At 42.6% G+C, this 25,050-nt stretch carries 28 protein-coding genes; 3 read left to right on the top strand and 25 right to left on the bottom strand.

Annotated features, from left to right (window positions below; genetic code table 11):
• Positions 1 to 57 precede the first annotated feature (57 nt).
• Positions 58 to 972, bottom strand: a complete 915-nt coding sequence (locus OCV39_RS06850; protein WP_261889388.1) for an adenosylcobinamide-GDP ribazoletransferase — start codon at positions 970 to 972, stop codon at positions 58 to 60.
• Entirely contained in the window at positions 972 to 2,063 is a 1,092-nt protein-coding gene (gene cobT / locus OCV39_RS06845; RefSeq protein ID WP_261889387.1) for a nicotinate-nucleotide--dimethylbenzimidazole phosphoribosyltransferase, read from the bottom strand. Before cobT ends, OCV39_RS06850 begins: the two co-directional genes overlap by 1 nt.
• Before the next feature lie 488 nt (positions 2,064 to 2,551).
• Between cobT and OCV39_RS06840 the strand changes: the two genes are divergently transcribed.
• Complete coding sequence (locus OCV39_RS06840) at positions 2,552 to 3,259, top strand: NAD(P)H-binding protein (RefSeq protein WP_261889386.1); 708 nt, start codon at positions 2,552 to 2,554, stop codon at positions 3,257 to 3,259.
• Positions 3,260 to 3,416: 157 nt separating this feature from the next.
• On the opposite strand, the gene OCV39_RS06835 is transcribed toward OCV39_RS06840, so the two are convergent.
• Positions 3,417 to 3,935 (bottom strand): DUF2058 domain-containing protein, encoded by a 519-nt coding sequence (locus tag OCV39_RS06835; RefSeq protein WP_171756662.1) that lies wholly within the window; start codon positions 3,933 to 3,935, stop codon positions 3,417 to 3,419.
• A 705-nt stretch (positions 3,936 to 4,640) separates the two neighbouring features.
• On the opposite strand from OCV39_RS06835, the gene OCV39_RS06830 reads away from it, so the two are divergent.
• Positions 4,641 to 5,762 carry an AAA family ATPase gene (locus tag OCV39_RS06830; RefSeq protein ID WP_261889385.1) on the top strand — a complete coding sequence of 374 codons (1,122 nt, stop codon included), beginning with the start codon at positions 4,641 to 4,643 and terminating at the stop codon, positions 5,760 to 5,762.
• Positions 5,762 to 7,954 carry a S8 family peptidase gene (locus tag OCV39_RS06825; RefSeq protein WP_261889384.1) on the top strand — a complete coding sequence of 731 codons (2,193 nt, stop codon included), beginning with the start codon at positions 5,762 to 5,764 and terminating at the stop codon, positions 7,952 to 7,954. The genes OCV39_RS06830 and OCV39_RS06825 overlap by 1 nt, the downstream gene beginning before the upstream one ends.
• Before the next feature lie 241 nt (positions 7,955 to 8,195).
• Here the strand turns inward: OCV39_RS06825 and OCV39_RS06820 are convergent, their stop codons facing one another.
• From OCV39_RS06820 to OCV39_RS06715, 22 genes are all read right to left on the bottom strand, one after another.
• The gene (locus OCV39_RS06820) at positions 8,196 to 8,423 is read right to left on the bottom strand and encodes a hypothetical protein (protein WP_261889383.1); all 228 of its coding nucleotides are present in this window, start codon (positions 8,421 to 8,423) and stop codon (positions 8,196 to 8,198) included.
• A gap of 69 nt (positions 8,424 to 8,492) precedes the next feature.
• Positions 8,493 to 8,786, bottom strand: a complete 294-nt coding sequence (locus OCV39_RS06815) for a MarR family transcriptional regulator (protein WP_261889382.1) — start codon at positions 8,784 to 8,786, stop codon at positions 8,493 to 8,495.
• Positions 8,787 to 8,864: 78 nt separating this feature from the next.
• Positions 8,865 to 10,103, bottom strand: a complete 1,239-nt coding sequence (locus OCV39_RS06810; protein ID WP_261889381.1) for a site-specific integrase — start codon at positions 10,101 to 10,103, stop codon at positions 8,865 to 8,867.
• On the bottom strand, positions 10,104 to 11,078 hold the full coding sequence (locus OCV39_RS06805) for a hypothetical protein (RefSeq protein WP_261889380.1): 975 nt from the start codon (positions 11,076 to 11,078) through the stop codon (positions 10,104 to 10,106).
• Complete coding sequence (locus OCV39_RS06800) at positions 11,078 to 11,281, bottom strand: hypothetical protein (RefSeq protein ID WP_261889379.1); 204 nt, start codon at positions 11,279 to 11,281, stop codon at positions 11,078 to 11,080. The genes OCV39_RS06805 and OCV39_RS06800 overlap by 1 nt, the downstream gene beginning before the upstream one ends.
• A complete protein-coding gene (locus OCV39_RS06795) occupies positions 11,265 to 11,645 on the bottom strand; it encodes a phage tail protein (protein WP_261889378.1) in 381 nt (126 codons plus the stop codon). Before OCV39_RS06795 ends, OCV39_RS06800 begins: the two co-directional genes overlap by 17 nt.
• Before the next feature lie 11 nt (positions 11,646 to 11,656).
• Entirely contained in the window at positions 11,657 to 14,506 is a 2,850-nt protein-coding gene (locus OCV39_RS06790) for a phage tail tape measure protein (protein ID WP_261889377.1), read from the bottom strand.
• A gap of 153 nt (positions 14,507 to 14,659) precedes the next feature.
• Complete coding sequence (locus tag OCV39_RS06785; RefSeq protein ID WP_261889376.1) at positions 14,660 to 15,331, bottom strand: phage tail assembly protein; 672 nt, start codon at positions 15,329 to 15,331, stop codon at positions 14,660 to 14,662.
• Between the two features lie 62 nt (positions 15,332 to 15,393).
• Positions 15,394 to 15,594, bottom strand: coding sequence for a hypothetical protein (locus tag OCV39_RS06780; RefSeq protein ID WP_261889375.1), 201 nt, complete (start codon positions 15,592 to 15,594; stop codon positions 15,394 to 15,396).
• Between the two features lie 460 nt (positions 15,595 to 16,054).
• Positions 16,055 to 16,543, bottom strand: coding sequence for a phage major tail tube protein (locus OCV39_RS06775; protein ID WP_261889374.1), 489 nt, complete (start codon positions 16,541 to 16,543; stop codon positions 16,055 to 16,057).
• Positions 16,533 to 17,717 (bottom strand): phage tail sheath protein, encoded by a 1,185-nt coding sequence (locus tag OCV39_RS06770; RefSeq protein ID WP_261889373.1) that lies wholly within the window; start codon positions 17,715 to 17,717, stop codon positions 16,533 to 16,535. Before OCV39_RS06770 ends, OCV39_RS06775 begins: the two co-directional genes overlap by 11 nt.
• Positions 17,717 to 17,929 carry a hypothetical protein gene (locus tag OCV39_RS06765; RefSeq protein ID WP_261889372.1) on the bottom strand — a complete coding sequence of 71 codons (213 nt, stop codon included), beginning with the start codon at positions 17,927 to 17,929 and terminating at the stop codon, positions 17,717 to 17,719. Before OCV39_RS06765 ends, OCV39_RS06770 begins: the two co-directional genes overlap by 1 nt.
• 90 nt (positions 17,930 to 18,019) lie before the next feature.
• Positions 18,020 to 18,469 (bottom strand): hypothetical protein, encoded by a 450-nt coding sequence (locus OCV39_RS06760; RefSeq protein WP_261889371.1) that lies wholly within the window; start codon positions 18,467 to 18,469, stop codon positions 18,020 to 18,022.
• Positions 18,469 to 20,886: a tail fiber protein gene (locus tag OCV39_RS06755; RefSeq protein WP_261889370.1), complete on the bottom strand. Its 2,418-nt coding sequence runs from the start codon at positions 20,884 to 20,886 to the stop codon at positions 18,469 to 18,471. The genes OCV39_RS06760 and OCV39_RS06755 overlap by 1 nt, the downstream gene beginning before the upstream one ends.
• Positions 20,886 to 21,419, bottom strand: a complete 534-nt coding sequence (locus OCV39_RS06750) for a phage tail protein (protein ID WP_261889369.1) — start codon at positions 21,417 to 21,419, stop codon at positions 20,886 to 20,888. Before OCV39_RS06750 ends, OCV39_RS06755 begins: the two co-directional genes overlap by 1 nt.
• Positions 21,403 to 22,383, bottom strand: a complete 981-nt coding sequence (locus OCV39_RS06745; RefSeq protein ID WP_261889368.1) for a baseplate J/gp47 family protein — start codon at positions 22,381 to 22,383, stop codon at positions 21,403 to 21,405. The genes OCV39_RS06750 and OCV39_RS06745 overlap by 17 nt, the downstream gene beginning before the upstream one ends.
• A complete protein-coding gene (locus tag OCV39_RS06740) occupies positions 22,380 to 22,715 on the bottom strand; it encodes a GPW/gp25 family protein (protein WP_216599650.1) in 336 nt (111 codons plus the stop codon). The genes OCV39_RS06745 and OCV39_RS06740 overlap by 4 nt, the downstream gene beginning before the upstream one ends.
• The gene (locus OCV39_RS06735; protein WP_261889367.1) at positions 22,712 to 23,428 is read right to left on the bottom strand and encodes a phage baseplate assembly protein V; all 717 of its coding nucleotides are present in this window, start codon (positions 23,426 to 23,428) and stop codon (positions 22,712 to 22,714) included. Before OCV39_RS06735 ends, OCV39_RS06740 begins: the two co-directional genes overlap by 4 nt.
• Complete coding sequence (locus OCV39_RS06730; RefSeq protein ID WP_261889366.1) at positions 23,397 to 23,831, bottom strand: hypothetical protein; 435 nt, start codon at positions 23,829 to 23,831, stop codon at positions 23,397 to 23,399. Before OCV39_RS06730 ends, OCV39_RS06735 begins: the two co-directional genes overlap by 32 nt.
• Before the next feature lie 37 nt (positions 23,832 to 23,868).
• Positions 23,869 to 24,396: a phage tail protein gene (locus OCV39_RS06725; protein WP_261889365.1), complete on the bottom strand. Its 528-nt coding sequence runs from the start codon at positions 24,394 to 24,396 to the stop codon at positions 23,869 to 23,871.
• On the bottom strand, positions 24,374 to 24,706 hold the full coding sequence (locus OCV39_RS06720; protein ID WP_261889364.1) for a hypothetical protein: 333 nt from the start codon (positions 24,704 to 24,706) through the stop codon (positions 24,374 to 24,376). Before OCV39_RS06720 ends, OCV39_RS06725 begins: the two co-directional genes overlap by 23 nt.
• Positions 24,707 to 24,710: 4 nt before the next feature.
• Positions 24,711 to 25,043: a DUF2190 family protein gene (locus OCV39_RS06715; RefSeq protein WP_261889363.1), complete on the bottom strand. Its 333-nt coding sequence runs from the start codon at positions 25,041 to 25,043 to the stop codon at positions 24,711 to 24,713.
• Between the last annotated feature and the right edge of the window lie 7 nt (positions 25,044 to 25,050).

Below are 25,050 nucleotides of genomic sequence, written 5' to 3'. Positions count from 1 at the left end.
AACATGCCTCTGCTTATATATACATTCCACCAGTACAGGAGCTGAATGTTAGTGCTTTTATTGGGTAAATCGGTAAAGAATAGCCACAATTACGAAATAGATAAGTAACTCCATCAACTGCTGCGCGGCCCCTAAACAATCTCCGGTAAATCCACCGATTCGAGAGATAAGCCAGCGTTTAAACCACCAGCGAAATACCATTGCAGAGATGATTAAGGCTACGATGAATAGCTCTGGTTTCATGAATAGCCCTGGTTTCATAAATAGATCTGGCTTCAAGCCGTGAGCAACGGCCAAACTGAGATCATCAATGGGGAGGCCAAAAAGCATCAAACTCACTAAACCGCAAAAAATAAGAAAAACCAGTTCACCTGCGCGCTGTTTATTCGCTAATGGTTTGCTTTTACTCGTATCGGCATCACTCACGTATTTCATGTCGAATATGAGGCTGGCTGCTACAGTTCGACTTAACGTATGAGCCGCAATTAAGGTAACCATCAGAAACGTAGGAACAGAGCCTCCACTCTGCAAATTGAGCAAATCGGCTATCGTAATTAACAATAGTAACTTCCCGACCAATGCCATCACGAGCGTAGCCGCACCATAGGTTCCAATTCGGCTATCTTTCATAATCAGCAGGCGACGTTCGACCGTCATCCCACCGCCAATTCCATCCGCCATATCGGTTAAGCCATCTTCATGGAAAGCTCCCGTTAATAACAGGCTGAACACCATCATCATCAATATTGCGATTTGGATTGGCACAAGGAAACTGCATAGATACAACACAAAGGAACAAAGACAGCCGATAACTGCACCCACGAGTGCAAAATATCGTCCAGAGCGATTCATTCTCTCATCTGAATATGGTGTATCTGCTGGAATAGGAATTCTAGAAAAGAAACTCAATGACAGAAGAAAGAGTTCTCGCTGATATTTAAGCCAGTTCAGCGTGCTTGTTCCTAATTGCATTAAGCTTGGTCTCCAGAGGCTTGATCTTCAAAATCATTACCTTCAGAAGCTTCATTTACAGAAACGGTAACTCCAGCACTCTCAAAGCTTGCCATATGCGTATAAAAATCCGCTGCGGCTTTTATCAATGGCAGAGCAAGAGCTGCGCCCGTTCCCTCTCCCAAGCGCAAGCCTAGATCCAACAAGGGTTTTGCATCGAGTAACTCTAAGACCATTTTATGCCCAGATTCTTCAGAGCGGTGCGCAAAAATCATATAATCACGACAATTGGGTTCGATAAGCGTGGCGACGTAAGCCGCAACTGAAACGATAAAACCGTCGACCACTATTGGCGTTCTCTTTTCAAATGCACCAAGAAATGCCCCTACCATCTGAACAATTTCAAATCCCCCGACTTCGGATAACACATGTTGAGGATCTGAATGAAGACAACGCTGAACGCCTTGTGATACTGAGTTTATCTTTATTCGCAATTGCTCTGAATTAATACCCGTTCCCAAACCCACGCAATCTTCGACAGGGTGATTGGTCAAAGCGGCTAAAATCGCAGAGGCACTGCTGGTATTTCCAATACCCATCTCACCAAACATAATCACATTGCATCCGGCATCAATGGTTTGCTGTGCGATACGTTTACCCAATTGAATGCCGAGATCGACTTGTTCAGCCGTCATCGCTGAGGTGTGGGTAAAGTTTTCAGTTCTGGTTCCTAAACGTTGCAAGGTAAGTTGAGAGGACTCGATATCGACAGGAATTAAAATACCACAATCTACCACATGAAAATCAATATCATTGACTCGGCAGAAACCGTTAATCGCGGCCCCACCTTGCAAGAAATTCATTACCATCTGCTGTGTTACCGCACTTGGCGCAATACTGACACCCTCATCTGCAACGCCATGATCGCCAGCAAATACCAGAATAGACGGTTTATGTATTTGGATTTCAGTAACGGCGGAATCTTGTCCCTGACTCTGGATCAGAGCAAGTTGATGAGCGACGTCTTCTAATATTCCTAAAGCACCAATTGGTTTGGTTTTCTGGTCAATTCGATGTTGAATTTGTGGTGAATAAGAGCGATTTAAGCTCATAGAGCATCCTTGTCTATGTAGAGGCGTTGATTTAGTCATAGTTTACCTGCTATTCAAGCACTTAATCCACCATAGAATCTCGAAAGCAATAGCATCTCAAAAACGATAGAATCTCGAATGTCCTGTTCTCAAAAAGCGAAGCATTATGACGTAAACCGATCGCTCAACAACAATTAACCTCCTATATTCAGTTTGAATACGTCATTCATCTTCGTAAACTCATGATTACCTGATATAAAATTATAATGGCATGAAGAATGCTTTATTTTTGATTGAACAACAGGTTCAAATGGAGGCCATTATGTTTGCCAATCAAAATAGTAAGAAAACAAAGAAAAGCCGATCACCTCAGTCAAAACCAAAAAAGAAAATCCCTTTTTCATTACTCTGAATGGTGATCAATGCTTTGAACGGGCGTGTTCATCACAGACATCCCTCCCCATTCGCTCTACATTAATAGGAATGTCTTTATTACAGGTAATGAATAGATGAGTATTCGTGGTGACAATACACACGTGATTATTGCAGGCGCTTCTGGCCTAATCGGACAAGAGCTACTGCATCGCCTCAACAGTGAGAGTGCAATTAGTTCTATTTACGCGCTGAGTCGTCGCCCGTTGAACATTCATCAATCACAAGCCAGTGCACCCGACAAAGTCCACACCATTATTGACAACGAGTTACGAGTTACTCAATGGGATGACTCATTCGAAAAACCTAGCATTGGGTTTATCTGTTTGGGTACGACGCTTAAACAAGCAGGCAGTAAACAAGCCTTAGAAAAAGTGGATTATGATCTTGTGTGTCACGTTGCCCAAACCATGCTCCTACTTGGAGTAAAGCGTATTGCTGTTGTTTCAAGCTACGGTGCAACAAAAGATTCGCTTTCTCATTACCTAAAATGTAAAGGCAAGATGGAGCAGACCGTCTCAAAAATGGGTTTCGAACAAGTGGTATTTATGCGCCCGGGGCCATTAGTTGGCGTTCGAACTACCCCACGCAGTAACGAGAAGATGCTTCAATTCGTTATGAAGTTCATTAAGCCGTTGATGTTAGGGAAATTCGCTAATTTTATCCCGATCCCAGCAGAAGATGTCGCTCAAGCCATGCTGTTTAAAATGTTTCAGCCTCAACACCATTCGATCGATATTTTAAATTCAATCGAAATGAGAGCCTTACTTTCTAAGTATCAATAGTCGCGGTACGTTAATCACCATTAATTAGACTTAAAAAAAACTCACTTTGAGTTTGGTTAGAAACAAAAACATCCACACAATGGTGGATGTTTTTATTAAAACGAACAATGCTTTGGTTAAAGCTAAAACAAACAAAGCGTTGTCACTTTAACGACAATTACCACATCAAATCGTCAGGTACGACGAAATCTTTGTATGGGTCATCTTCATCTGGCGCTTCTTCAGTCACTTGAATCTCGATGATCGTCTCTTGATCACGCATTGCAATCTTTTCAGCCACAACGCTAGGAATAATCGCGTAACTTTCTTCATCACGAGCAAGGCTTAGAAGACCATTCGCAAGTTGCTTACGAGTCATTTCATCGACATAAAGCGATTTCACAGTAGTGCCATCAGTAAAGTTATATTTTACTTCACCATTATTGACGACAATCTTGTTCATGCTGATAAGCTGCTTAACCTGAGCTTTAAACTCTTTTGCAAGTTGTTGCTCTTTCATCTTCAGGCTTAGCTCTTTATCACGTTCTACTTGAGCCACTTTATTAGCTTCAACCGCTTCACGCGCTTCTTTCGCTTGAACTCGTGATTTTTTAGAACCTTTCTTCGCTTTCTTTAGTTTCTTTTCATTAACCAAGCCAGCTTTTAGCATCTGTTCTTGTAAACTTAACTTTGACATGGGATTTCCGATCAACGTATTTTAAAAAATTATCTTATAATACCTGTTTTCCCGCCAATCAAAAACCTCACAAGTTCATTTGCTCGCCACTCGGTCAAAAGCTAAGCAATCTACATAATGTTGCACGGCCTTATTTGCTATGTGCGCCCTTGAGTGCTCTAATATCAGCAATGAATTTAGTGACTTGGTAACTAACAATGCAGCAAGAGAATCAACCAACATACTTCTTCTTCGATTATATGTTCGCTTCGATAAGCAACTGATATAACTAAACAAAAATAGCACTACAGAATCATTTAGACGCAAATAGGACGCGTAAATGTGTCATTTATCTAGTTTAAAATGTCCATTGTTTTTTCTAGAAAAAATTAAGTACTATATTGATAGCAACATATTACATACTTACCTCGCCATATTCCCTTCCAAGCCTATCTACAGTATAAGCCGTCAATTTCACGATTGTTACGAATTTCGCCTTCGGCCTCTAAATTGTTCAATGGTTTATAGATCTCACATTAAATACTGTAAATAAATACAGCATTGTTGATTTACATACTATTAGCATTCAATTGCTAGAACCAAATCACAAGAGTCATAGAGATGCGCATGATTTTTGTGATAATTTTAGATATTTAGTAAATCGATGGCGATTTTTGGTTCATTATATGCGACAATTAGTTCATCAAAAGCAACTTATAGTCAATCATGAAGTACTACACAGAAATATCTCATATTGTTCGCGGTGCACTAAGAAGTGATAAATCAATCGTTTCTGCCTACACGCAGCAACTCATTGAAAAACTCAGTACTGATGGTGAAATTCTTGCTGTGAAAGGGTTAAGTGACCAACTTAACTCTATCGGAGCAAATACGATGAAAAGTGCAAGCGGCACTTTAAATGTATCTCGCCCAATTCCAGTTGAGAAGGACAATCGATTCTCATTAGCAGATAAAACTCACCCAACAGTTCAGGAGTCTATCGTTTTTTTGTCTGACGATAACGAAAGTACAGTGGATGCATTTCTCAGTTACCTAGTTAAGAAAGATCGGCTACATGATCTTGGAATTCCTATTAACCCAACGCTTTTATTGCATGGTGAACCCGGCACAGGTAAAAGTAAGTTGGCTAATTACCTTGCAGCAAAGCTTGAACTACCTCTAGTAACGGCTAGAGCAGATGCCTTAATATCCTCTTACTTGGGATCTACCTCAAAAAACATTCGATCTCTTTTAGAGTATGCTCAAAGTGAACCATGCGTATTGTTCCTTGATGAGTTCGACGCAATAGCTAAAGCAAGGGATGATAAAAATGAAATTGGTGAGCTTAAACGAGTAGTTGTCAGTCTGTTACAAAATATTGATAACCTTGGAGACACTATTTTAGTAGCTGCAACTAATCACGTACATTTGTTAGATCCAGCAATTGGAAGAAGATTTCACTATAAACTGGAGCTTTTATCACCTAAAGAAAGAGAACGTAAAAGTCTACTTTCCGCTTTACTTTCCAAGTTCGATTTTAATAATGAAGGCATGGATATTTGCGTTATGGCTTCTGAAGGAATGACTGGTGCAGAGATCGAGATGGCTACGTATGAGTACCTTCGATTCTCTGTTATCAATGATCACACTCCAACATATATTGGCCTTCTTAAAGAACTTTTACTTGTTATGCACCCTTGGTTAAGCTTTCAAGGAGACGATTCTAAGTACAATGGCATTCATAAACTAAAAGAGCTAAATACCGAATTATATACAGGTAAGCTTTTATCAAAATTATGGGATATTTCCCCTAGTTACGTCAGTAGGTTATTAAAGGAACAAAAATAATGAGCAAAGCTCCTAACCCAATAAAACATGTTGAATTCTCAATGGAGGATTACGTTCGCCCAAAGGTAATTCCAGGAGGAAAGAACGACCCCCTCAAAAACGTCACTGAGGAATTTAGAAAGTGTCTCCTTGAATCTTTAGGCGATGTCAAAGATCAGTTACGATTGGGTAAAAGCAACATTGGGTTAGATGTTTGTACAGCAATCGTTGAATTAGAAGACAATGCAACAGCAAAATCTCATCGCCCAACTGATATCTTTAACGAAAAAACCTGCCCATTCTTTGGAGATGCAGGTTACGGAAGAATGCTAATTCAGGTTAGCAGTGATGGATTAGAGCATTTAAAACATAAAATTTTACACATTAAAACAAAAGGGGGGATTAAAGCACTATCAGCAGTTAAATCTATATCAAACTATAAGGCGCCTATCGAGCAACCACCAGAAGCAAATGCTGCCGTAATTGTTCGCCTATTCAGATATTCAGATCCATTTTTGAATCAACAAATTGATGAGCACTTTGAGCAAACACTTTCAAAGCTAGGTTGCGAATGGCAAAAACATCGCTCTCAATCCGTACGTTTATATAAAGTAAATTCAAATACGGAGTCTTTAATCGCCAAGGCTTCAAGCTTAACGATAATCCAAAGCGCTGTTATCTCAAATAGCATTGCCATTCAACCTATGACGAGTAACGGTATCGAAACAGAGCATGCTGAGATATCGCCACCTGATCCACAGGTCAATTACCCCATTGTTGGCGTAGTAGATAGCGGTGTGAGTTCCAATTGCAAACCATTATCTCAATGGGTTGTCAGCCATAACAGGAAAGTCCCAGAGCCCTTTCGTGATTTGAACCATGGAACATTCGTAAGCGGAATGCTTTCCAATTCACACTTATACAATCAAGACCCTCGTTTCCCAAAATGTCAATCTAAAATAGCAAGCGTAGAAGTTCTAGGAAACAATATTGGTGACATTTACGACATTGTAAACGCGATGTATGAAACAGCTGAAACTCATCCTGAAATTAAGGTGTGGAACTTGTCTTTGGGTTCGCCTGAGGCTACTTCTATGTATGAAATATCTGCGATGGCACTCATGCTTGATGAGTTTCAAGAAAAGTATAACTGTCTTTGCGTAATAGCAGCTGGCAATTACGTAGAAAAAATGAGGCAATGGCCTCCTTCTGAAAAGCTAAATGATGGAGTGTCTAGCCCTGGCGATTCATTAAGAGGACTTACTGTTGGATCTATTGCCCACGTTGATGGGTATGTTAAAAATGAAGAACCATCTCCTTTTTCTCGCAAAGGACCTGTTTCTAATTACGTACAAAAACCGGATGTCGTACATTTCGGTGGTAATATGCTAAATGTGGGAGGAACTGCGATACCTCTAGGTGTTAATTCTGTCTGCCCTAACGGCCTTAAACGCAACGATATTGGCACTAGTTACGCCACCCCTATCATATCAAATATCGCAGCTAATCTGTTCCACCACCTTGGTCAAAGAGCAACTCCTAACCTTGTAAAGGCGCTTATCATTCATAATGCTAATATGGGTCTGCCTTCTAATTTTGAAGATGAACATCGCCCATATTACGGATGGGGAATCCCTAGTGATCTTTCAACTATCCTTGAAGTTAACGACTATGAAACAACTCTAGCATTCGAAGGTCACGCTCAGAAAAGCTTTGAAGTAGAAAAACTACCTTTTCCTATCCCGGACTGCCTAAGAACCAAAGACGGTAAGGTTAGAGGCGAGTTTTTCATTACCTTAGTATATCAACCTGAGTTAGACGCCAACCAAGCTTTCGAATACTGCCAAGTTGATGTAAAAGTCGGATTTGGTGAGATTGGGGAGGATGGCAGTTTTAATTCAAAAGTTCCTCCCAAAAAAGATGCACATCTGTATGAAGAAGATTTGGTAAAAAATGGTGATAAGTGGTCTCCAGTGAAAGTTTACCAAAAGCGTTTCCCTAGAGGAGTCGATATAGAAAATTGGCGATTACGAGTAAAAATACTAGGACGTGATGGCTATGAAGCCGAAGGGGTTCAAGTACCATTCACTATCCTATTAACCATAAGAGATATCGATAAGGAAAAGCCCGTTTATAACGAGATGGTTAACCTTATGGATGCATATAACTGGAAAGTTTCTGATCTCACTATTGATAACCGCATTAAAGTTTAACAACTTTCTCAGAGATAAAGGGGCTATATAGCCCCTTTTTATCCCCCCCAACAATTGAATTTACTCTTAACGTTACGCATCACGATCTAACAATCGGTAGCTATAAAACTTATAATATTTCTCTTGCTGGTGGTGGCTAAGGGCCTCCAAAAATTTTTATTTCGCGGGAGTTGCACGCGTTTACGACCTTATAGCCTCTAAAAGAACCTATTAAACTTAGAGGCTATAGATGATTTTTATCTTAGTTCATTATTACCCATGGACTTTCTTTACCTATCATCATGTTCGCAACTTCTCCTCCGGTCACAATACTCGCAGGTCTCCCATCACGATCTTCCATCGCGAACGTTGATAAAAGGAAGTCAATCCAAATAGCCTTAAATGCCGCTGCATTTTCTTCGGTTAACTTCTCTTCATCTATCGCAGTTTGAATACATTGTTCAATCAGTTCTTCATTTACACGAATCATATTTGAAACTCCTATCCAGATATTCAAATAAAATCTAGAGTAAAAACTTTATTACCGGAGTGACGCTCATCACAAGCATGCCTTTTTATATGAGTATCCAATACCTCCTGAAGCTTTCGGCCAGACCTTCCGATCTAAATACCCTCTCGACCTAATTGCTTTCAGCAAAGAACTCGACCAACTTGATGATAATTCACACCGCTCAGCAATTTGTTGCGCAGTCACTTCTTCTTCCTGCGCTATCGAGTCCAATACTCGTAGTTGCGTCTTACTCAATTTGACAGCGCCAACTTGATGAGGACAACTACGCGCAGCTGTTATAAGAGCCTCGTTTATCGGCTCATTTTGGCATAAAGACGACATGACAGGATTACCCCCTGTAATTCAGAATTAAAAATTAGATTAACGATTGATCTAGATGATCATTTAGATGAGAAGGAATTATTGAAATGCAGCTATAAAACAGGTTCGACAGCAATTTTTTAGCCATGAATGATAGGTATTAAGCGCGGTTAATTTCTGCAGTTCCATGTGTGTATGGATATAAGCTTGATCGAGCTTACCTTTAGCGTGGTTCAATAGTGTTTCTGCAACCAAATAATCAACACCTAAATCAGCCCATACCGTTCTCGCTAACTTTCTTAAATCATGCGCTGACCATTTACCTTTGCTTACAGCTCGAATTAACTCACTGGCCTTAGTCGCATGGATAGGCTGCTTATCTCTTTTAGTCAGTGGAAAAACATTGTTACCCTTATAATGATTAGTCAGCTGCCACTCTTTGAACGCTTTCAACTTTTGCAGCATCTCATCTGTTAATGGATACACGATCTCTTTCTTTGTCTTGGTATATTTTTTAGGAATGGTCCAACGTTTAGTCTTAAAACAAATATGTCGCCACTTGGCTTGTCTTGTTTCACCTATTCGAGTGCCATGGGCCAACATCATTAAACATAGCATTTGAGTAAACGGATCCGGTGAATGAAAGGATTCAACCACCCAAGACACATCACCAGGTCGAAGTTTGCAGCCTTTCACATCGACCTTTGCTTTAACAAAGTCCGTAAACTTCATATCACTGAGGGGATTAAAGCCCAAGAACCGGAGCTGATTAGCTTTATTGAACGCCACTTTCACGGTTTGGAACATCGTTCGCACATAACTCGGTGAGTATTGAGACTCACGCAAAACCTTCATCAACCTCTTTTCCATCACTCGATGATCCAGGTCTACAATTTTTACGCCTTCTAAGTGGTAAATCAGGTGCTTTTCACACATGGACTTAATCGCGAGTAACCTAACTCGATCTAATATTTTTGCTTTCGTTTCGTAGTCCAAATACCAATGCAAAAGCTCATCAACGGTTTCAAACTCATTAAATACCGCCCGTTTTCCTGTGGCTAGGTCGGCAACATACACATTAAGAACATCAAACACATGAACTGCAGATAAATTAGGATGCTTGCCAATGGTGTGAGGTGTTTGTTTACCCTCCCGGTATTCCATATAAACCCAAGAGCCTTTATTGCGGTCTTTGGAGTATCGTAAATAAAGAGAATAGCGCTCATCCTTCAGCTGCCTTACTCTTCCATCTTTCGCATATTGCCTTATCTTGGCATCGGATATCTTACACTTCACCGTTTGTGCATAGTGCGCATGAGTATTTAAGCGAACGCCCATTTATACCCCCGTCAATGTGGCTTGAATGGACATTGTTTTAGCCTGGCGCCCTTGCCCAAAAAACGTCACTGAATCAATTGAACACGAACCTCTGAATAACAAATCAAAACTGTCATCGAGCACTATTAAACCTTCAGAAAAAGCACTGCTATTGGCGGGAGCTGTAATGGTCAGTTTTCGCCCCTCTCTTTGGATGCGCCTTAACTCTGTTAGGCAAGCCTGCTTTGCTTCCGCTTCACTATTGAAATCTTTACCCAACACTTTGAAAGGAGCACTACCGGCATTAGCATCAAGCCGCTTGCCCTCATCCGTAGAAAGGTAAGAGGCCAACACACCGCTAAAATCCTCTCGACCATCAAGTTCAACATCGACATTCACGAAGTTGGGAAGTGTTGAGCTATTACCAACAGGAAGTGACAACGTAATGGTTTCAATTGTATTTCCACTTGCACTTAACACCTCTCCTTTTGGGACCATCACATAAGTACTGCCGACGGGTTTTGCCACTGCATCATATTGTTTGGCTAGTCGCCTTAAGAAAACACTACAACTCTCATCTGTGCGATCTAAATGCTCGATTTCAATTTTTTGTAATTTAGGATGGACAAAAATGGAGTAGCCGTGTGGAAGTAAACTATCAACCATCACTTTCTCAATCGATACTCGATCCCAACTGTTCGACTTTTTAGCACGAAACCCATTAGCATCATCCTGGCTAAATGGCGCAACAGACAGCACCAAGCTAACCTCTTTCGGGCTCATCTTTGCACTGCGCTTGCTGATCTGAAAGGTTTCGCGGAACACTTCCCCCAAATACACTTCATACTTCTCACCTTTTGGTGGAATGCCAGAGATACCCTCAGAAAAAAGGGACAGCGTTAAACTGTCCCCTTCCACACCGTTTCCATCGGTTAAGTTCCAACTTTTTAAATTCGCCAAAATCATTTCTGCATCTTTACCTTCAAGTTTGAACATCAGTCCCAACTCCTTGTTACCGTTTGTTTTCGAGCCGTTCTGAACGCTTCAGGGATCACAACGACACAATCTTGTTTGAAAATGTCAGTACGAACATGAGGGTTCGCGATATAAAACTTACGCTCTAGTTCATCATCATCAGACTTTGTGTGTTTAAACAGTAAGTCTGTAATTAACTCACCGGCTTTAGCTTGTACTTGCACCGCGCTTCTCCAGTAGCTGAATTGATAATTCTGTCTTCATCGCTTTACCGTTATGAATAATTTCGCTTTTCACCTCTTCAATTTGAGAAATGGTCCATCGGCCAAGGTTCCAACCATCACCATCGCTAATTTGCTGAGGAACAGTCAGTAACTCACGCACTTTATTGACCGATTCAGTGGCGGTAGAGCGAGTCCAAGTGGCAGTAATTGAAATCTTACTTAGTGGTGAACCTGTTGGCTCAGAATCTGCGTTATCAATTAACGCTGTTTCTGAATAAGTTCCGAAATCAGTACGAGAGAGGCGAGAAATAGGGGTTCGGCTTTGAACTGAGAACACCACATCCCCAATAACTAAGTGATACATAGGCAACCCTTTTATGCATCGATGTAAGAAACCGAAAGTGAGTCTTCAATAGACATTCCCGTCATCTGCAGACTTTCTTCAAGTTGACGTTTTACTTCCATCGCTATCTGTTGAGGATCCATACCTGGTGCAGCATGGATTTGAATAGGGGCATCCACTTTGACAGGTTGAAGTGATTTAGCCGTGGCCTCTTTCTTACGATTCTCAGCCAAACGAGTTTCAACCTCTTCAGGCTGCATGAGTTTATTCGGCATCGGAGTGAGTTTATCGCCTAGCCATTCCGCCATGCTGCCACCAAAGAAATCACCGGCTAATGAACCAACCAAACCACCAATCACCGTTCCCACACCAGGGAAGATTGCGGTGCCTAGTGCCGCGCCTAGACTTGCTCCACCCATTCCTCCAAGTAAGCTTCCACCTTCAGTCACCGCTTCTTTCGTGTCTCCATTAGTTAAAGCTGTAGCAATGTTGCCAGCCGAAATCGCCATGGAAAGTGGACGTAGTACTTTGCTTAATCCAGATTTTCCAATGCCCTCTGCAATATCACCTCCGATATCAACCGCATCTTGAGCCGCCGCCATCATCGGCACCATGGCCAACGCGCCACCACCCAATGACATGGGTAGAGCACCTTTATTGGCTCGCATAACATTAGACGTCGTATTAAACGCTCGTGTACCAACACTGGTTGCGGTGTTTCCCATCAAATGACGAGCGTTACCCATCTTATTGCTAACCGTTGAGAACAACGAACTGCCAAGATTGAACACTTTCGCTAAAGGGTTTCGACTTCGAAGTCGTGGTCGTCTACGCTTTGGAGATCTTCGGCTTCGCTTTTGTGGGCTATTTTTTCGCTCTCGTTCGTAAGGCCGAGAGCGATCCCCTCCTTCATGTGCTCTAATATCATAAAGTGCATCACTCAGTTTTCGGATCTGTTTGGTTGCAAACATAGCCGCTTTACCATTGGCATTCGTTTCGCGACCTAGCCCATTACGAAATAATTTTCCTTTATCCAGGGTGTTACCAAAAATCAATGAAGCGGCCTTGCCTGCGAGTAAAGCGGCCTTCAGCGCAACAAACCCAGTAACACCAATGGCAACGGCAGAAGTTACACCTTCGTTCGCCTCCGCAAAATCACCAAGTAACATCGCCGCTTTGCCTAATGGCTCAAGCACCCAATTGAGTGCAGGTAAGAGCGAATTACCAAAAATAACACTGAGCCGAGTTACTTTATTAATGAAACCTGCAATACCCCCTTCAGTTGTCGAGATGCGACTTGCAAACTCTTTTTGAAGTCCGTCAATGTGAGCGCTTTGTTCTTGGTTAGCGACGGCCAAAGCTTCTTGGTATAACTCCGTATTACCCGCTAATGCTGATATTGCGCCTTTTGCCTCTTCACCAAAGATTTGACTAATTAATGCACCTTGTTCTTCAAGTGGAGCATCTTTGATTGCATCAAGAACCCCCATCAAAGAACCCGACGCATCCGTTTGCATCGAACTGGCTAACTCTTCAGGGTTATAACCTATTTTAGAAAGTGCGCCTCGCTGTGAATTGGTTGCAGCTGAGCCTAAGGTCAAACGACCCGAAATATTCTTAAGTGCCGTAGCTGCTGACTCTTCATTCATACCCGTGGCCAGCATCGAGGTAGCTAATGCGCTAGATTCATTCACATTAAACCCCGCCATTTTTGCACTGGCCCCTTGCCGTGCCATTACCCCAGCAATATCACCCGCTTTCGCATTAAACTTGTTGGAAAGACTATTTGCGGTACCGGCTAATCCCATCGCACCTTCTTGATCTAAACCTAGCGCGGCTTTAAATGTGGCCAGAGTTTCTCCCGCTTGACCCGCTTCCATATCAAAAGCCACGCCCATCGCGGCTGAATCGAGAACAAAGGATTTCAGCTCTGCGACATCTTGAATGCCACTTTGCCCACCGGCTGCGAGCATATCGTTTATCTCATTGGCCTTTAATCCACCGCCTTCTTTTGATGCAGAGGTTCGCAGCGACCAAGAACGAAGTTGAGCCGCTTCCTCCGGCGACATATCGACGACTTTTTTTACATCAGCAAAAGAGGATTCATTTTTAACCGCCGAATAAACACTTGCCCCAAGCGGCATAGCCTTCATTGCTAACGAGCTCGCTTGCCCACCAATATCACTTAATTTAGCGTTACGAGTATCGATGCGAGACTTAATAGCATTACGCTTCTTAAGATGCTCATTTTGCTTTGCAATCGCAGCGGTCGCTTTCTCTGATTCACGCTCTAGCTTTCGCTGTTCAGCCGCGAGACGATTCGTATTAACCCCTGCGTCTTTTAGCTCCCCACCTAACTTTTTAAGCTTGTTCGTCTGGTTAACTTGCTTTTTAGATAGCGTATTAACTCGTTTAGTGGCTTGCTTATACGCTTTATTGAGATCAGACGTTCGAACCTTGCCTTCTCTCATCTCAATATTCAGCACATTCATTCGATTCTTTGCTGAATCCAACCTGTTTTGAAGTTGAACCGCACCTTCACCAGACGTTTTCTTGAGTTGAGCATTTAAACGGCTCACTTCAGTATCCGTAGCCACATACTCAACACGCAGTTTACGTGTGGTTTCCTTATGATCGGCTTGCTCTTTAGATAATCGAGCCACATCGGCTTCAGCTGCGCGATACTGTTCACGCATCCGTTTCATCGACTTAATGGCTGATTGATAACCGGTTACCTTTTTGAGATCGCCATTAACCTTTCTAATTTGGTTACGTTCTTCTTCAATGGCAGCGGTAAGACGCTCTGTTGCAGTGGTGGTAGAGAGAATATCTTCAGTGCCTTTTACAACTGTATCGAGCACTAAACTAATTTTTTCAGACATCTTTTACCCCAATCTTCTTTAGGATGAGGTTGTAACGATGGATCGCCACATCTTGAGGCCACTGGCGTAGCTCATCTTCAGAGGTGTTGCGATACATAGGGATATAATCAATCAGTGCTTCAACATCCTCAGCAGAGAGAATGCCGCCAATTGTTAAAAAAAAGCGCCCACCTGCGGTTTTAGCGCTAGGTAGTCATTTGTAGAAAGGAAAGCAAAATCAGATTTTTCTAAGCCGGTAACGACACGAAACATAAAATCTTCACGCTGTTCGTCATCGGTCAGTTTAGCCAGTTCTTCAGAGTGGATGGTTTTCGGTACATGAAAGCGAATGTGACTGTGGTTTTCTTGCACTTCATTGGTAAATGGATGCATCAAATCCCACGCAAACACATCTTCATTAAGCGGCTTATCCATCGCGACATCGGAAGGCGTGAGGATGTAATCGCAGATATCACGGTGTAGCTTATGAAAATCTGGAGCCGCAAGAAGATCAAACTGTTCAGTCGTTAATTCACTGCACAGCATGATCACCGCTTTACGCTGTTCGAATACTTGCAAGTGGCTCATCTCATTTTCATCAAGCTTGATATGAGGTAACGCTTTAAATGCCTCGATGGACATGGTTTTCAGTGCGACAGTTCGCAGTGCTTTAACTTCAGCCGCAATCTTATCTGTTTTTGCTTGTAATGCTTTTAAATCGGCTTCGGGAGTATCGCTATTCACCGCCTTTACTTGGGATTTTAACGAGGCAAGCTCGGCTTCTAGCTTGTTGCTCTTTTCATGATCATGACTGAAGAATTTTAGAACTGATTTGTCGTTTAGCATTTTGTTTGCTCCATAAAAAAGCCCCCGCGATAAAGCGAGGGCTTCTGTTAATTAAAAGAGTGTTAGTGTTTGATTAAGCGATTGAGCTCTTTTTCATGAAAGTCGGCTAGCTGAGCAACACCTTCTATGGCGGCATACTCGTCTGAATGCCTTTCTTGACTATGAAGAATCAATAACAACATTGATGAGATATTTTTAAGTGTGAAAGCGCACCGTTCAATATTATCCCAATCGACGTTTTGATCAGAGGTATGCAGAGACATTTGAATCTCCTTCAATAGTACGAATTCCAACACCAGCCATGACAGGTATGTTCATTAGTGTTATAATTTTCAAATGTTCATTAATCATAAATTCTTCCTATAGTTTTTTGATTTGAATTTAAATCTCAGAGTTGCCGCTCTGGGATTTTTTCATTTCTGCAGTATTCATCTTGTCTTGAACCCAAACCAACAAACACCACAAAAACAATATATATCATAAAAAAATAACTAAACAAAATAAAATTACAATATTACAGCTAACCCACTGTTCTAATATATACATTTACAAAAAAAATAAACATTTAAAACGGACGAATATAAGCAAAATATAGGTTGAAAAATGTTAATAATACAACCCAAGAAGAAATAACATTACGAACCGCAACAAATGATAACTTTAAACAATTAATTGCGATTCGTACTGGATTATAGTTTACATTATTACAGTACAACTAAATCGCTAAATCCCCGCTTCACTCATGAGATCGGTACCAAACACAACACACTTACCCGTTGTGCCGTTAATGTCGTGAATTAGTTGCCCCGTATCTTTCAATGTATAGGCTTCACAAGTGCCTTCGATGGTCACTTCTGGCTTCTCGCCCATCTTCTTCGGACTAGGTTTGACACTTTTCACCGTGGTGTAGAGCGAGTGTTCTTCCGAATATTTGTCGCCTTGACGAGTCGCCCCTTTTTCCGTCACGTTGAATTGACCAGGCTTCATCATGAACCTACCAAGCGCCTTCGAAATCTCTTTGCGGTCACCACGAACCTTTACCGACCAGGTCAACTTATTCAGGCGTACCATGTCGTCCATTTCTAAAAAAGAGCCGTCTGTTGACTGCTCTTTAAAGGTAATTTCAGGCATTGAGATTTCGACAATCTCATTCATCCACGGCACACCTTCCAGTACTGCCGTGATACGTCTTGCGATACGATCAGCCGCCATTAACAATCTCCTCTAACATTGCTGCAATTAAGCCGTTATCCACACTCATTTCATACACCATGTGCTCATTGGGTGAGAAACGACCATAATCCAAACAGATAAACCAACGCCCAGAGGTGTAGTTCTCGACACTGTTCTTATCTGGATGTAAATAAGCTTTAAACTTAGGAATGGTGCCACTTGCGACAAGGCTTTGGCCCCAATTGGTTAAGCGATCGATAACCTGCTGCATGAACTCAGGTGTAAGTAACTTACCCATAAGTGGCTGAGAGGTTTCTTCTAGCTTACGGGCCATTAAATCTTCAAGACCAACGTGACCCATAAATCGCCCTGTATTACAGCGATTACCAATAATTGACCAGCCTCCCATTCGAGTTCGACAAATCGTCACCACGCCATGCTTGTTTAAGAAGTTTGCTTGAGTGGTTTTATCATTGATGATGTATTCAACATGGCGAGAGGTCTCTTCACAGTTCACTCCTTGGTTCTGCGGACTTTCATGCCCTTCAACAGATGCCATCGCCGCAACCAGTGCGATTGAAGCTGGCATTAAAACTTGTTCACCATCGTGCTTAGTGAGAAACCAAGGGTCGATAATAGAGAGTTTGTCTTGCCCGGTACCTTCCGCGCCAAAGTTGGCAGCAAACTTAACCGCATCCATATCATTGGTGTTAGGGCCATCGAGGACAGGGCGACATCGCACATCACGACCAATCAGCGATAGCTTTTGACCAAGTGTGATTGAGCTAAAACCTGGGGCCGCGATGATCGTTGGTGTTTCAGCGCATGATTTCGCCGTATAGATACCTTTTTTCGCGCCTGTCGTAGCATCAATGCCGCCAATGATATTGGTTTCTGTTGCTGCAGCGTCTGCGCCTTCTTCTTCAATCGTGACGTAAACAATCGCTTTCACGTACTCAAAGAGATATTGAACAACGAGTGGTAGTGTGCCGGCTCTATCTCCTGTCGTATCCAGCATCATCATAGCGTGCGAATAGTCCCACAGGCGTGTGGATTCGCTAAACGCCATGCCTGCATGTTTGTTAGGTGCCGTTCCCGTTAAGTGTACAACCTGTAGAGCAAGCGGCCCCATACTTGGTTGAGGCTCAATGGTGCGAACTTCAGCACCATTCATTTCAAAATCTTGAATTGGAGCTAATGCAGGTTCTGACATTATTTCGTCTCCTTTTTCGTTGATACTTTTGTTTCAACAGGAGCTTCGGTGCCAGGCTTGCCGACCTTGCCACTTAGCAGAAGAAACGAGGCTTGTTTGAGTGAAAGTGGAATGGTTTTCTCTTTCGGGTAGTGCCACTGTCCGTTTTGGCGGAATGGCTTCAAGATTGGATAATCTTGTTTTTTGCTTTTTGTCTTAGCGCTAATCGCCATAGATTAAGCTCCGGTTTTCTTTAGGTAAGAAGGTTCTAAATAAGAAAACCCAGCGCAATGGCTGGGTTTAAGGGATAATTCAATTTTAACTTAGGTGTTAGATAGCTCAGAAAGAACAGGCCGTCCGCACTCTGGAAAGTCCGATTGCTGTAAGTATTCAACCAAAAGCTTTCTATCCATCAACAGTTTGTAATAGTTCTCTTCCGTATTCGTGGTTTTACGAAGCTCTGAATATTGATCAGGAATTTGCATGTCTTCTGCGTATGGCTTCAACGCAAACTCGACCGTCTCAAGTTCTGCGACTTGCCATGCGGTTTCAACCTCAGCGACATTAATGACAGGTTTAACATAAGGTATGACAACACCAAACTCCCCATTAATAGCGCGTTGATAGAGCGCCAAACCATACTTAGTGTCTGCATTCACACTTGCCGAAAACGGTACATATTCCTCAAATTCGGTAAATTGAACATCCATATCCAATCTCGTTTTTTCCACATTGACCCATTGAGGGTTTTTAGCATCGACTATCGTTAACATCACGCAATCCTTACAAACATCGTTGAGAAGTTCGTTATATTTGAATCCTTACAATTACCCATACAACGCCACGTTCCCGTTTGGTATGGCCCATAAAAACCTGAACTATTATCGGTAGGGCGCAACTTACTACCTGAAACCGTATCACCAAATGAAAGATTGCGAATATCACTACGCATCAACCCGTATGAACCAACAACTCCAGCTTGTGGGGCAGTTGCCTTATTCAACGCTTCTACTGCCTTGTTGTAAGCAATTCGAACCGCGCTCGAAGTCGCCGCTCTCGCTGCGCTTTGAGAACTGACCGATGTGGACAGTTGCACCGTACCAGATTGCGCCGTTGTTGCACTTCGATGCGTCCATTTACTGTGCGCTATACTTAGCGCTTCCGTAGCTTGGTTATAGGCTAGAGCCGCTTTGTCGTAAGCTGCTTTTACTGCTGTTAGGCTTGCGTAAACTGTGCTTGATACAGTCGCTACTGAGTCACTAATGTTTGGATTGTTGGGACTAAATGGAGGGTGTATCGTTTTGCTTAATACGGCATTCGGATGACTATTGGTTTCAGATATTACCCAGCCAGTATTCCAGTTAGCATAAGAGTAACCGCCCACAACATCTAATACCGCAACCCCTTTGTAATTACCTCCCGATAACCATGCGTATGCGTAGCCATTTTCATCACGTCCCATAGTGACTTCTATATTTCCAGTTCCAGCAATCATTACCGCTGCTGGGCAATGCCATTGATTGGTGCTTTCGTATAAATAACCACTAATTTGAATATCAGCAACTTGATAGCCTTGATATACACGGATGGTAAACGCGACCATTTTTCCACTATTGGTTTTATATGGCAGTCTGATTTTTGTACCAACATTTGAACTGCCGCTCATCAAATAACGAGCAGCGATAGTCGCTCCTTTACTACTATCAAGTATAAGGTAACGCCCATCAGCCGTGGATTGAGTCATTTTACTGGCTGCAAGATTGTAGGCAGATACACCTTTGTCATAAGCCGTTTTTACTGCTCTTAAGCTTGCTGATATATCCGAACTGGTACTATTCACCACATCAGAAATAGAACGCCATGTATTCGTGTTTGGGCTTAAGCCAGCACGAATGGCAGTGTAAAGCTGGCTGTAAGTTTTATTATCAAGCTTGGTTGAGTTCGTTACTGTCTCAGTTCGCTTCCAATATCTGCCATCAGCCGTGGCTTGCGTCATTTTACTGGCTGCAAGATTGTAGGCTGATACACCTTTGTCATACGCTGTTTTTACTGCTCTTAAACTTGCTGATATATCCGAACTGGTACTATTCACCACATCTGAAATAGAACGCCATGTATTCGTGTTAGGACTTAACCCTTGGCGAATGGCGGTGTAAAGCTGGCTGTAAGTTTTATTATCAAGCTTGGTTGAGTTCGTTACTGTCTCAGTTCGCTTCCAATATCTGCCATCAGCCGTAGCTTGGGTCATCTTACTGGCAGCTAAATCATAAGCGCCAACCGCTTTCGCCCAAATATAGCGGCCCATATTGGCGGTTAACGATTGGGTTTTAGAGGTTGAAGTGACCGTATCATTAAGCTGTGATGCCCCTTTCGCGGTTGTGCTCGCGTTGGGTAAGCGTTCTTTGGCTAACGTGCCTGCATTGATATCACTTGCGGAATGTTTATGAACCGCGTTAGATTTGGTTTTCAAACCGTCGGTTAACGCTTTTTCTGTAGTCGCTTTGGTTTGGCTCGTTCCGTTGTATTTATTGGATAACTGAACGATACCCGCAATCAACAAGCTTGCTGGCTTTACTTTATTCAAGAATGCTCGCCAAAGTTGCGGTAACTTTACATGCTTTTCAGCGGTAGAACTGGCGTCTATTTCAGCATTCGTCGCTGCGTTAGATTTGTGCTCATATTGAACATGCGGATCGGCAGATTCAATATGCAAGCGAATAGACTCATTGAGTTCAAAATGTGTTGCGTAAATTTGACTATCATCATAGGTATGATTGATCACAATGGCATTCTCAGTGACCAGTTCTGCTTCAATGCGAAGTACATCGTTTTGCCCTGATTCTGCAGGGCGCTTAATATCCCCCAGACCTCTGGCATAAGCATAGAGCACACCTGTATTAGTCATCCAGGCAAAACCATTGATCGTAAACATGCCAGCACTAGAAGGTATATCTGAGAGAAAAGATATCTTACCTTTGGCCCCATCAGTACTAACCATAAGTGGGTAAGTATCGGCTATTGGTGAAATAGCCTCTGTGAGATCTTTTGGATCTTGGTCGTCAGGTAAAAGTGCGGAATCAATCACCATTGATACTATTTCAAGGACAGTCCCATTTTTAAGTGCATCTAACTCAGCTTGCCGTCCTGCATTGGTTAAATAACATCGAATATCACGGGTTAACTCACTCATTATGCCGCCTCTATTTTAATTCTTTTTCCAATTGAGATTTGAACGGATTTACTCACAGACCCTTGTACAATTCGGCCAATATCTAATGAATAGGTGTCTCGTAAAGATTTATAAGTGGTAATTCGATTGCGCATACGATCTAAAATCAGCTCTGAAAGGGGTTGTTCTAATAACCGAGCATCAATGTGAATGGAATAAGGCAAACTTCCTCGCGTAACAACCGAATTAAAATTCAAAACATCGAGTGAGTTCTTTATTCCATCTCTCGTTCCCGCTTTACTGTGGATTTCAAAACCCTTATCCGTTGTTTCCCGTTGCTGATCTAGCGTGTCACCAGGTTGCCAATCTAGCACTCCTCTTTCTGCCGCAAGTAATGACACAAAATCATCAGGACACAGCATAGGATTTTTTAAGCTTGGGAATGGACATTGCGTTTGGCTTAAAACATTGTCCCATGCAAACTCTAATGACTCTTCAATAATGGTGCGATTGTTAGGTTGAACGCTGTTGTATGGTTCACTCTGCTCTGACATCAATCACCACCTCAGTGCAGCGAGGCACTTCATCCCAATCACAATGAATGTTTTGCTGCGGCTCAAGCACTATCGGCCTTACACCGTTCTTATAGAAAACATGGGCCAGTTCGTCTGTTTCAACATCCGTTTTCAGGTTGAACTTACTATCAGCAAACGCTTGAGCAACGGCCATACCCTGCTCTTCAGTGAAGTCATTATTGGGATCGGCACCAGTTCTTGCGATCACATGTATTTTGTAATCTTTGAATTGAGGAGATTTGACCGTGACATCATCTGACTCTTGGGCAATATCATCACGTTTAAGGTACGCAAGAACCCTTGCAAGGAGAGTTTCTGACGGCTCACCCGTTGGTGTTTCACGGCTCAAAATAGCGTTACACACTCTTCCAGAATTAGGTTCAACCATGCGCGGCTGTGCATCTTTCACCGGATTACTCAAACGCTCAGTAGGAAACTCATAACGAACCGTTACGACATTCTCTTGAGAATCAATGGTGATCATCGGGCGCTCGTCTAGCGTTAACGCATGAAAACGATAACCCATACGTGTGCCGGTGGTATGGAACTGATACGGCGCCATATCAAAACGCTTCAGAAGATCGTCATTCGATTCAAGAACAGCAGGTTTGGGTGGATGTACACTGGTATCTTCTGGCTCAAGTATCTGACGCTTCAAGTTATACTGCAGCGCCATGAGATCAACTAAGTCCGTTTCAGTCACATACTTACGGAACATTTGAAGCGCCCAGTAATTTTGCTCCCGAATCTCCGCCATACGCTTAAGAACGTTAGCTTGCATGACTTGTGCAAGCAGCTCGGCATCATTCTCTAAACTCTCTCTCAGCAACTTGGCCTTTTCTTCATCTTTCTTTGCACAGTGGACAACAGCATGATCAATGTATTCAGCCAGTAGCACTTCATAATCTGGTTCTTGGTAAGCTTTCGGTGTAAAGACACTCATAGGTTTGTACTCAACTCAATGTCTTGCCCTTGCCAACTCCCCCACACTTTCACTTGAAACCCTTGGTTTGTCGCCGTTGCTTTGCATCGTTCAATGACAACACCAGGCAAACCGCAATGTGGATTCATCAACGCTTCAATCGATAAGTTTTGAACTATCATCGCTTCGTGTGGCGTTTGATTTTTTCCTAATCGGTTAAGCGCTCGATTACCAAACTGCCGACGCTTAACCCTTTCATTCATTTGTGTCGTCAGCACACGCTTAAAACGGCAAGCCAACGCATCCAAACCATAGACCGTTCGCCCTGTCTCTTGATCAACAGCAACTATCATTGCTTCGCCTCACTTGTCGGTTTGCCTTCGTTTCCAATATGGTGGTGAAGCTTCACGCTATAGCCATCCACAACCACATCCCCATTCAGTACATGTAAAGAGCCAGAGAACGAAGAAGCACCTTGTGATCGAGCCATGCCATAAACCGCCCCTATTGAGACAGAGAACGAACCGGCATGATTAAATACTCCAGTACTTATGATCTGCCCAGTTGAAATCGTATCGCCTGTGCGATTGGTATTCCCTGTATGTTCTTGGTTACCGATGTGGGTTAAATCAGCATGGAGGGTCATTCCGCCTGGGTAAAAACAAGTCACTGATCCACTATCAAGGTTGTACACCTCTTTCATGCCACCACCATAATCGCGCATCACTTCATTTTCATTGAGAGTTGGGAAAGGAAAGCGACTCGAACGTAACCCCATTAACGCCACCGCATTGTTGAGGTTATCGCCATTACCAAGATTAATAAGAATGCACTGCTCACCAACGGTTGGCCGTCGATAATCTTTCACTCGGCCCATGGCAGGCACAAAGAAGGGAACGCCTTTCGCAAGGTTTGAACTCGTCGTAACATCGACAGTGCTATCGTAGGCCGATTGCACGGTACCAAGCCGAATAATATTCGCGACACGCCTCTCTAAATCTTTAAACTCTTCAATGAAATCTCTAAGCTTTTTCTCAATGCTCAAAATCCGCTTGATGAAATTCATTGTTGTCACCCGTACATAGTTCTAACGATCCATATTCTTGTTCTATTGGGCCAACGTAGATTTGTTGGCGCATCGTCACCACACGAGCAAATACACCATGTTCTGGGTCAAATTTGCTAGGGAGATTAGACACAAGCTGAGCATCTTCTTGATTGAATTCGTCACCAAAATATTGATTACAAATCTCGCGTTCTAAGCGACATGAAGCATCTAACGCTTCAAGATCGAAGCCATCAATTGAAGTCGGAACTTCAATCATGAAACGTAATTCAATATTGTGTTGAGAACGCTCCTCATTGCTCAGCGAATTATAGGGATCCGATTCACCGACTTGATAACTGAATGTGACCTCACTAATTTCAACCGGCTTGCGCTTATAAATTGACCCTATTTCGATATTCATCTTGCGCTCAAGGTGGTCCTTAACCGCCGTTACCCACTCACGCGGCGAGTGATAAAACGTTTTTGAATTCACGGTGGAAAAACTCCTCAAATTTACGATTAATATCAGAAAGGTATCGCTCAACAATCTCTTCAGCATTCTGTGAAATATCAATGGTGATCATCTCAATATTATGTCGAGACTTGCCTTTTCTTCTCCACACCAGAAGCTCATCGCTATCCATTGGAGCAATAAAAGCGCCTTCATAAAAATGGCTCTCTACACGAACACCTTTCTTATTTTGGATTGGCGTCCCCATACGGTGAACACCGATTTCATTAACGCCAATCCAAAGCTTTGAAATCCGACCGTTTTTATACAGTTTGAATCGAGAGCGTAATGCTTTTGCATCAATCTTAAGTTCATAACCAAGCTCGGCCATAGTGACTGCTTTAAGCCATCGATTCGTCAGAACAGCGGCACGATTCACCGCCTTAGGTATCTCTTTCTCAAACGCTTCGTATTGCCTAATAAATTCCGTATCGAGTAAGGCTCGGTTGTTTCTAGTTAAATTCAGACCACTCATTTTGTGAACCTTTAGCATGTCTTACCAATGTGTATTCATTAGTAAGGCCACTCGCGCCATTTCCACTAGGTAATGCTTGAGCGTACGACAACGAATAGACGAGCCCTTCATGTGCCATAGTGCAATGATCTGGAAGAGTTTCACTGGTCAATAACCGAAAGGTAATACGCTCACCGTTTTGCGACTTTTTCACATACCCAATGATTGATAGCGTATCCCCTTGCTCATTAATCACTGATTTAGGCGAGCCAAAACAATCGGCAATGGATGCCCGAAGTAACCCTCGGGCATTATCAAATAGACTACTCATCGCATTACGCCACGAACTGAGTGATCACCTCACCCGTTAACAGCACGCCGCCATCCACAAACACTCCGACAGGTTGTTCAACCTTTCCAGCGTCAGTTGGCTGAGTTTTAGTGAATGCGCCATCGTCAAAGTAAACAGGTTCACAGCCAAACGCTGGCACATCACCGACTTTAACCGGACCGTCGTAATAACCTGAATAAGTACAAGTCACCACTTCACCTTCTTTTGCTTTAAAGCTAGGTACCACCAATAACGCACCAATTAAGATCGGCACATCTTTAACAAAGCCGCCTGCAGGCGCGACCACCGCAATTTTTTTACCTTCTGCTTGATGCATAGGGACA

The sequence above is a fragment of the Vibrio cortegadensis genome, from assembly GCF_024347395.1.
GTDB lineage: Bacteria > Pseudomonadota > Gammaproteobacteria > Enterobacterales > Vibrionaceae > Vibrio > Vibrio cortegadensis.
The sequence above is the reverse complement of the archived record's forward strand: the minus strand, read 5'-3'. Positions and strand labels throughout refer to the sequence as shown.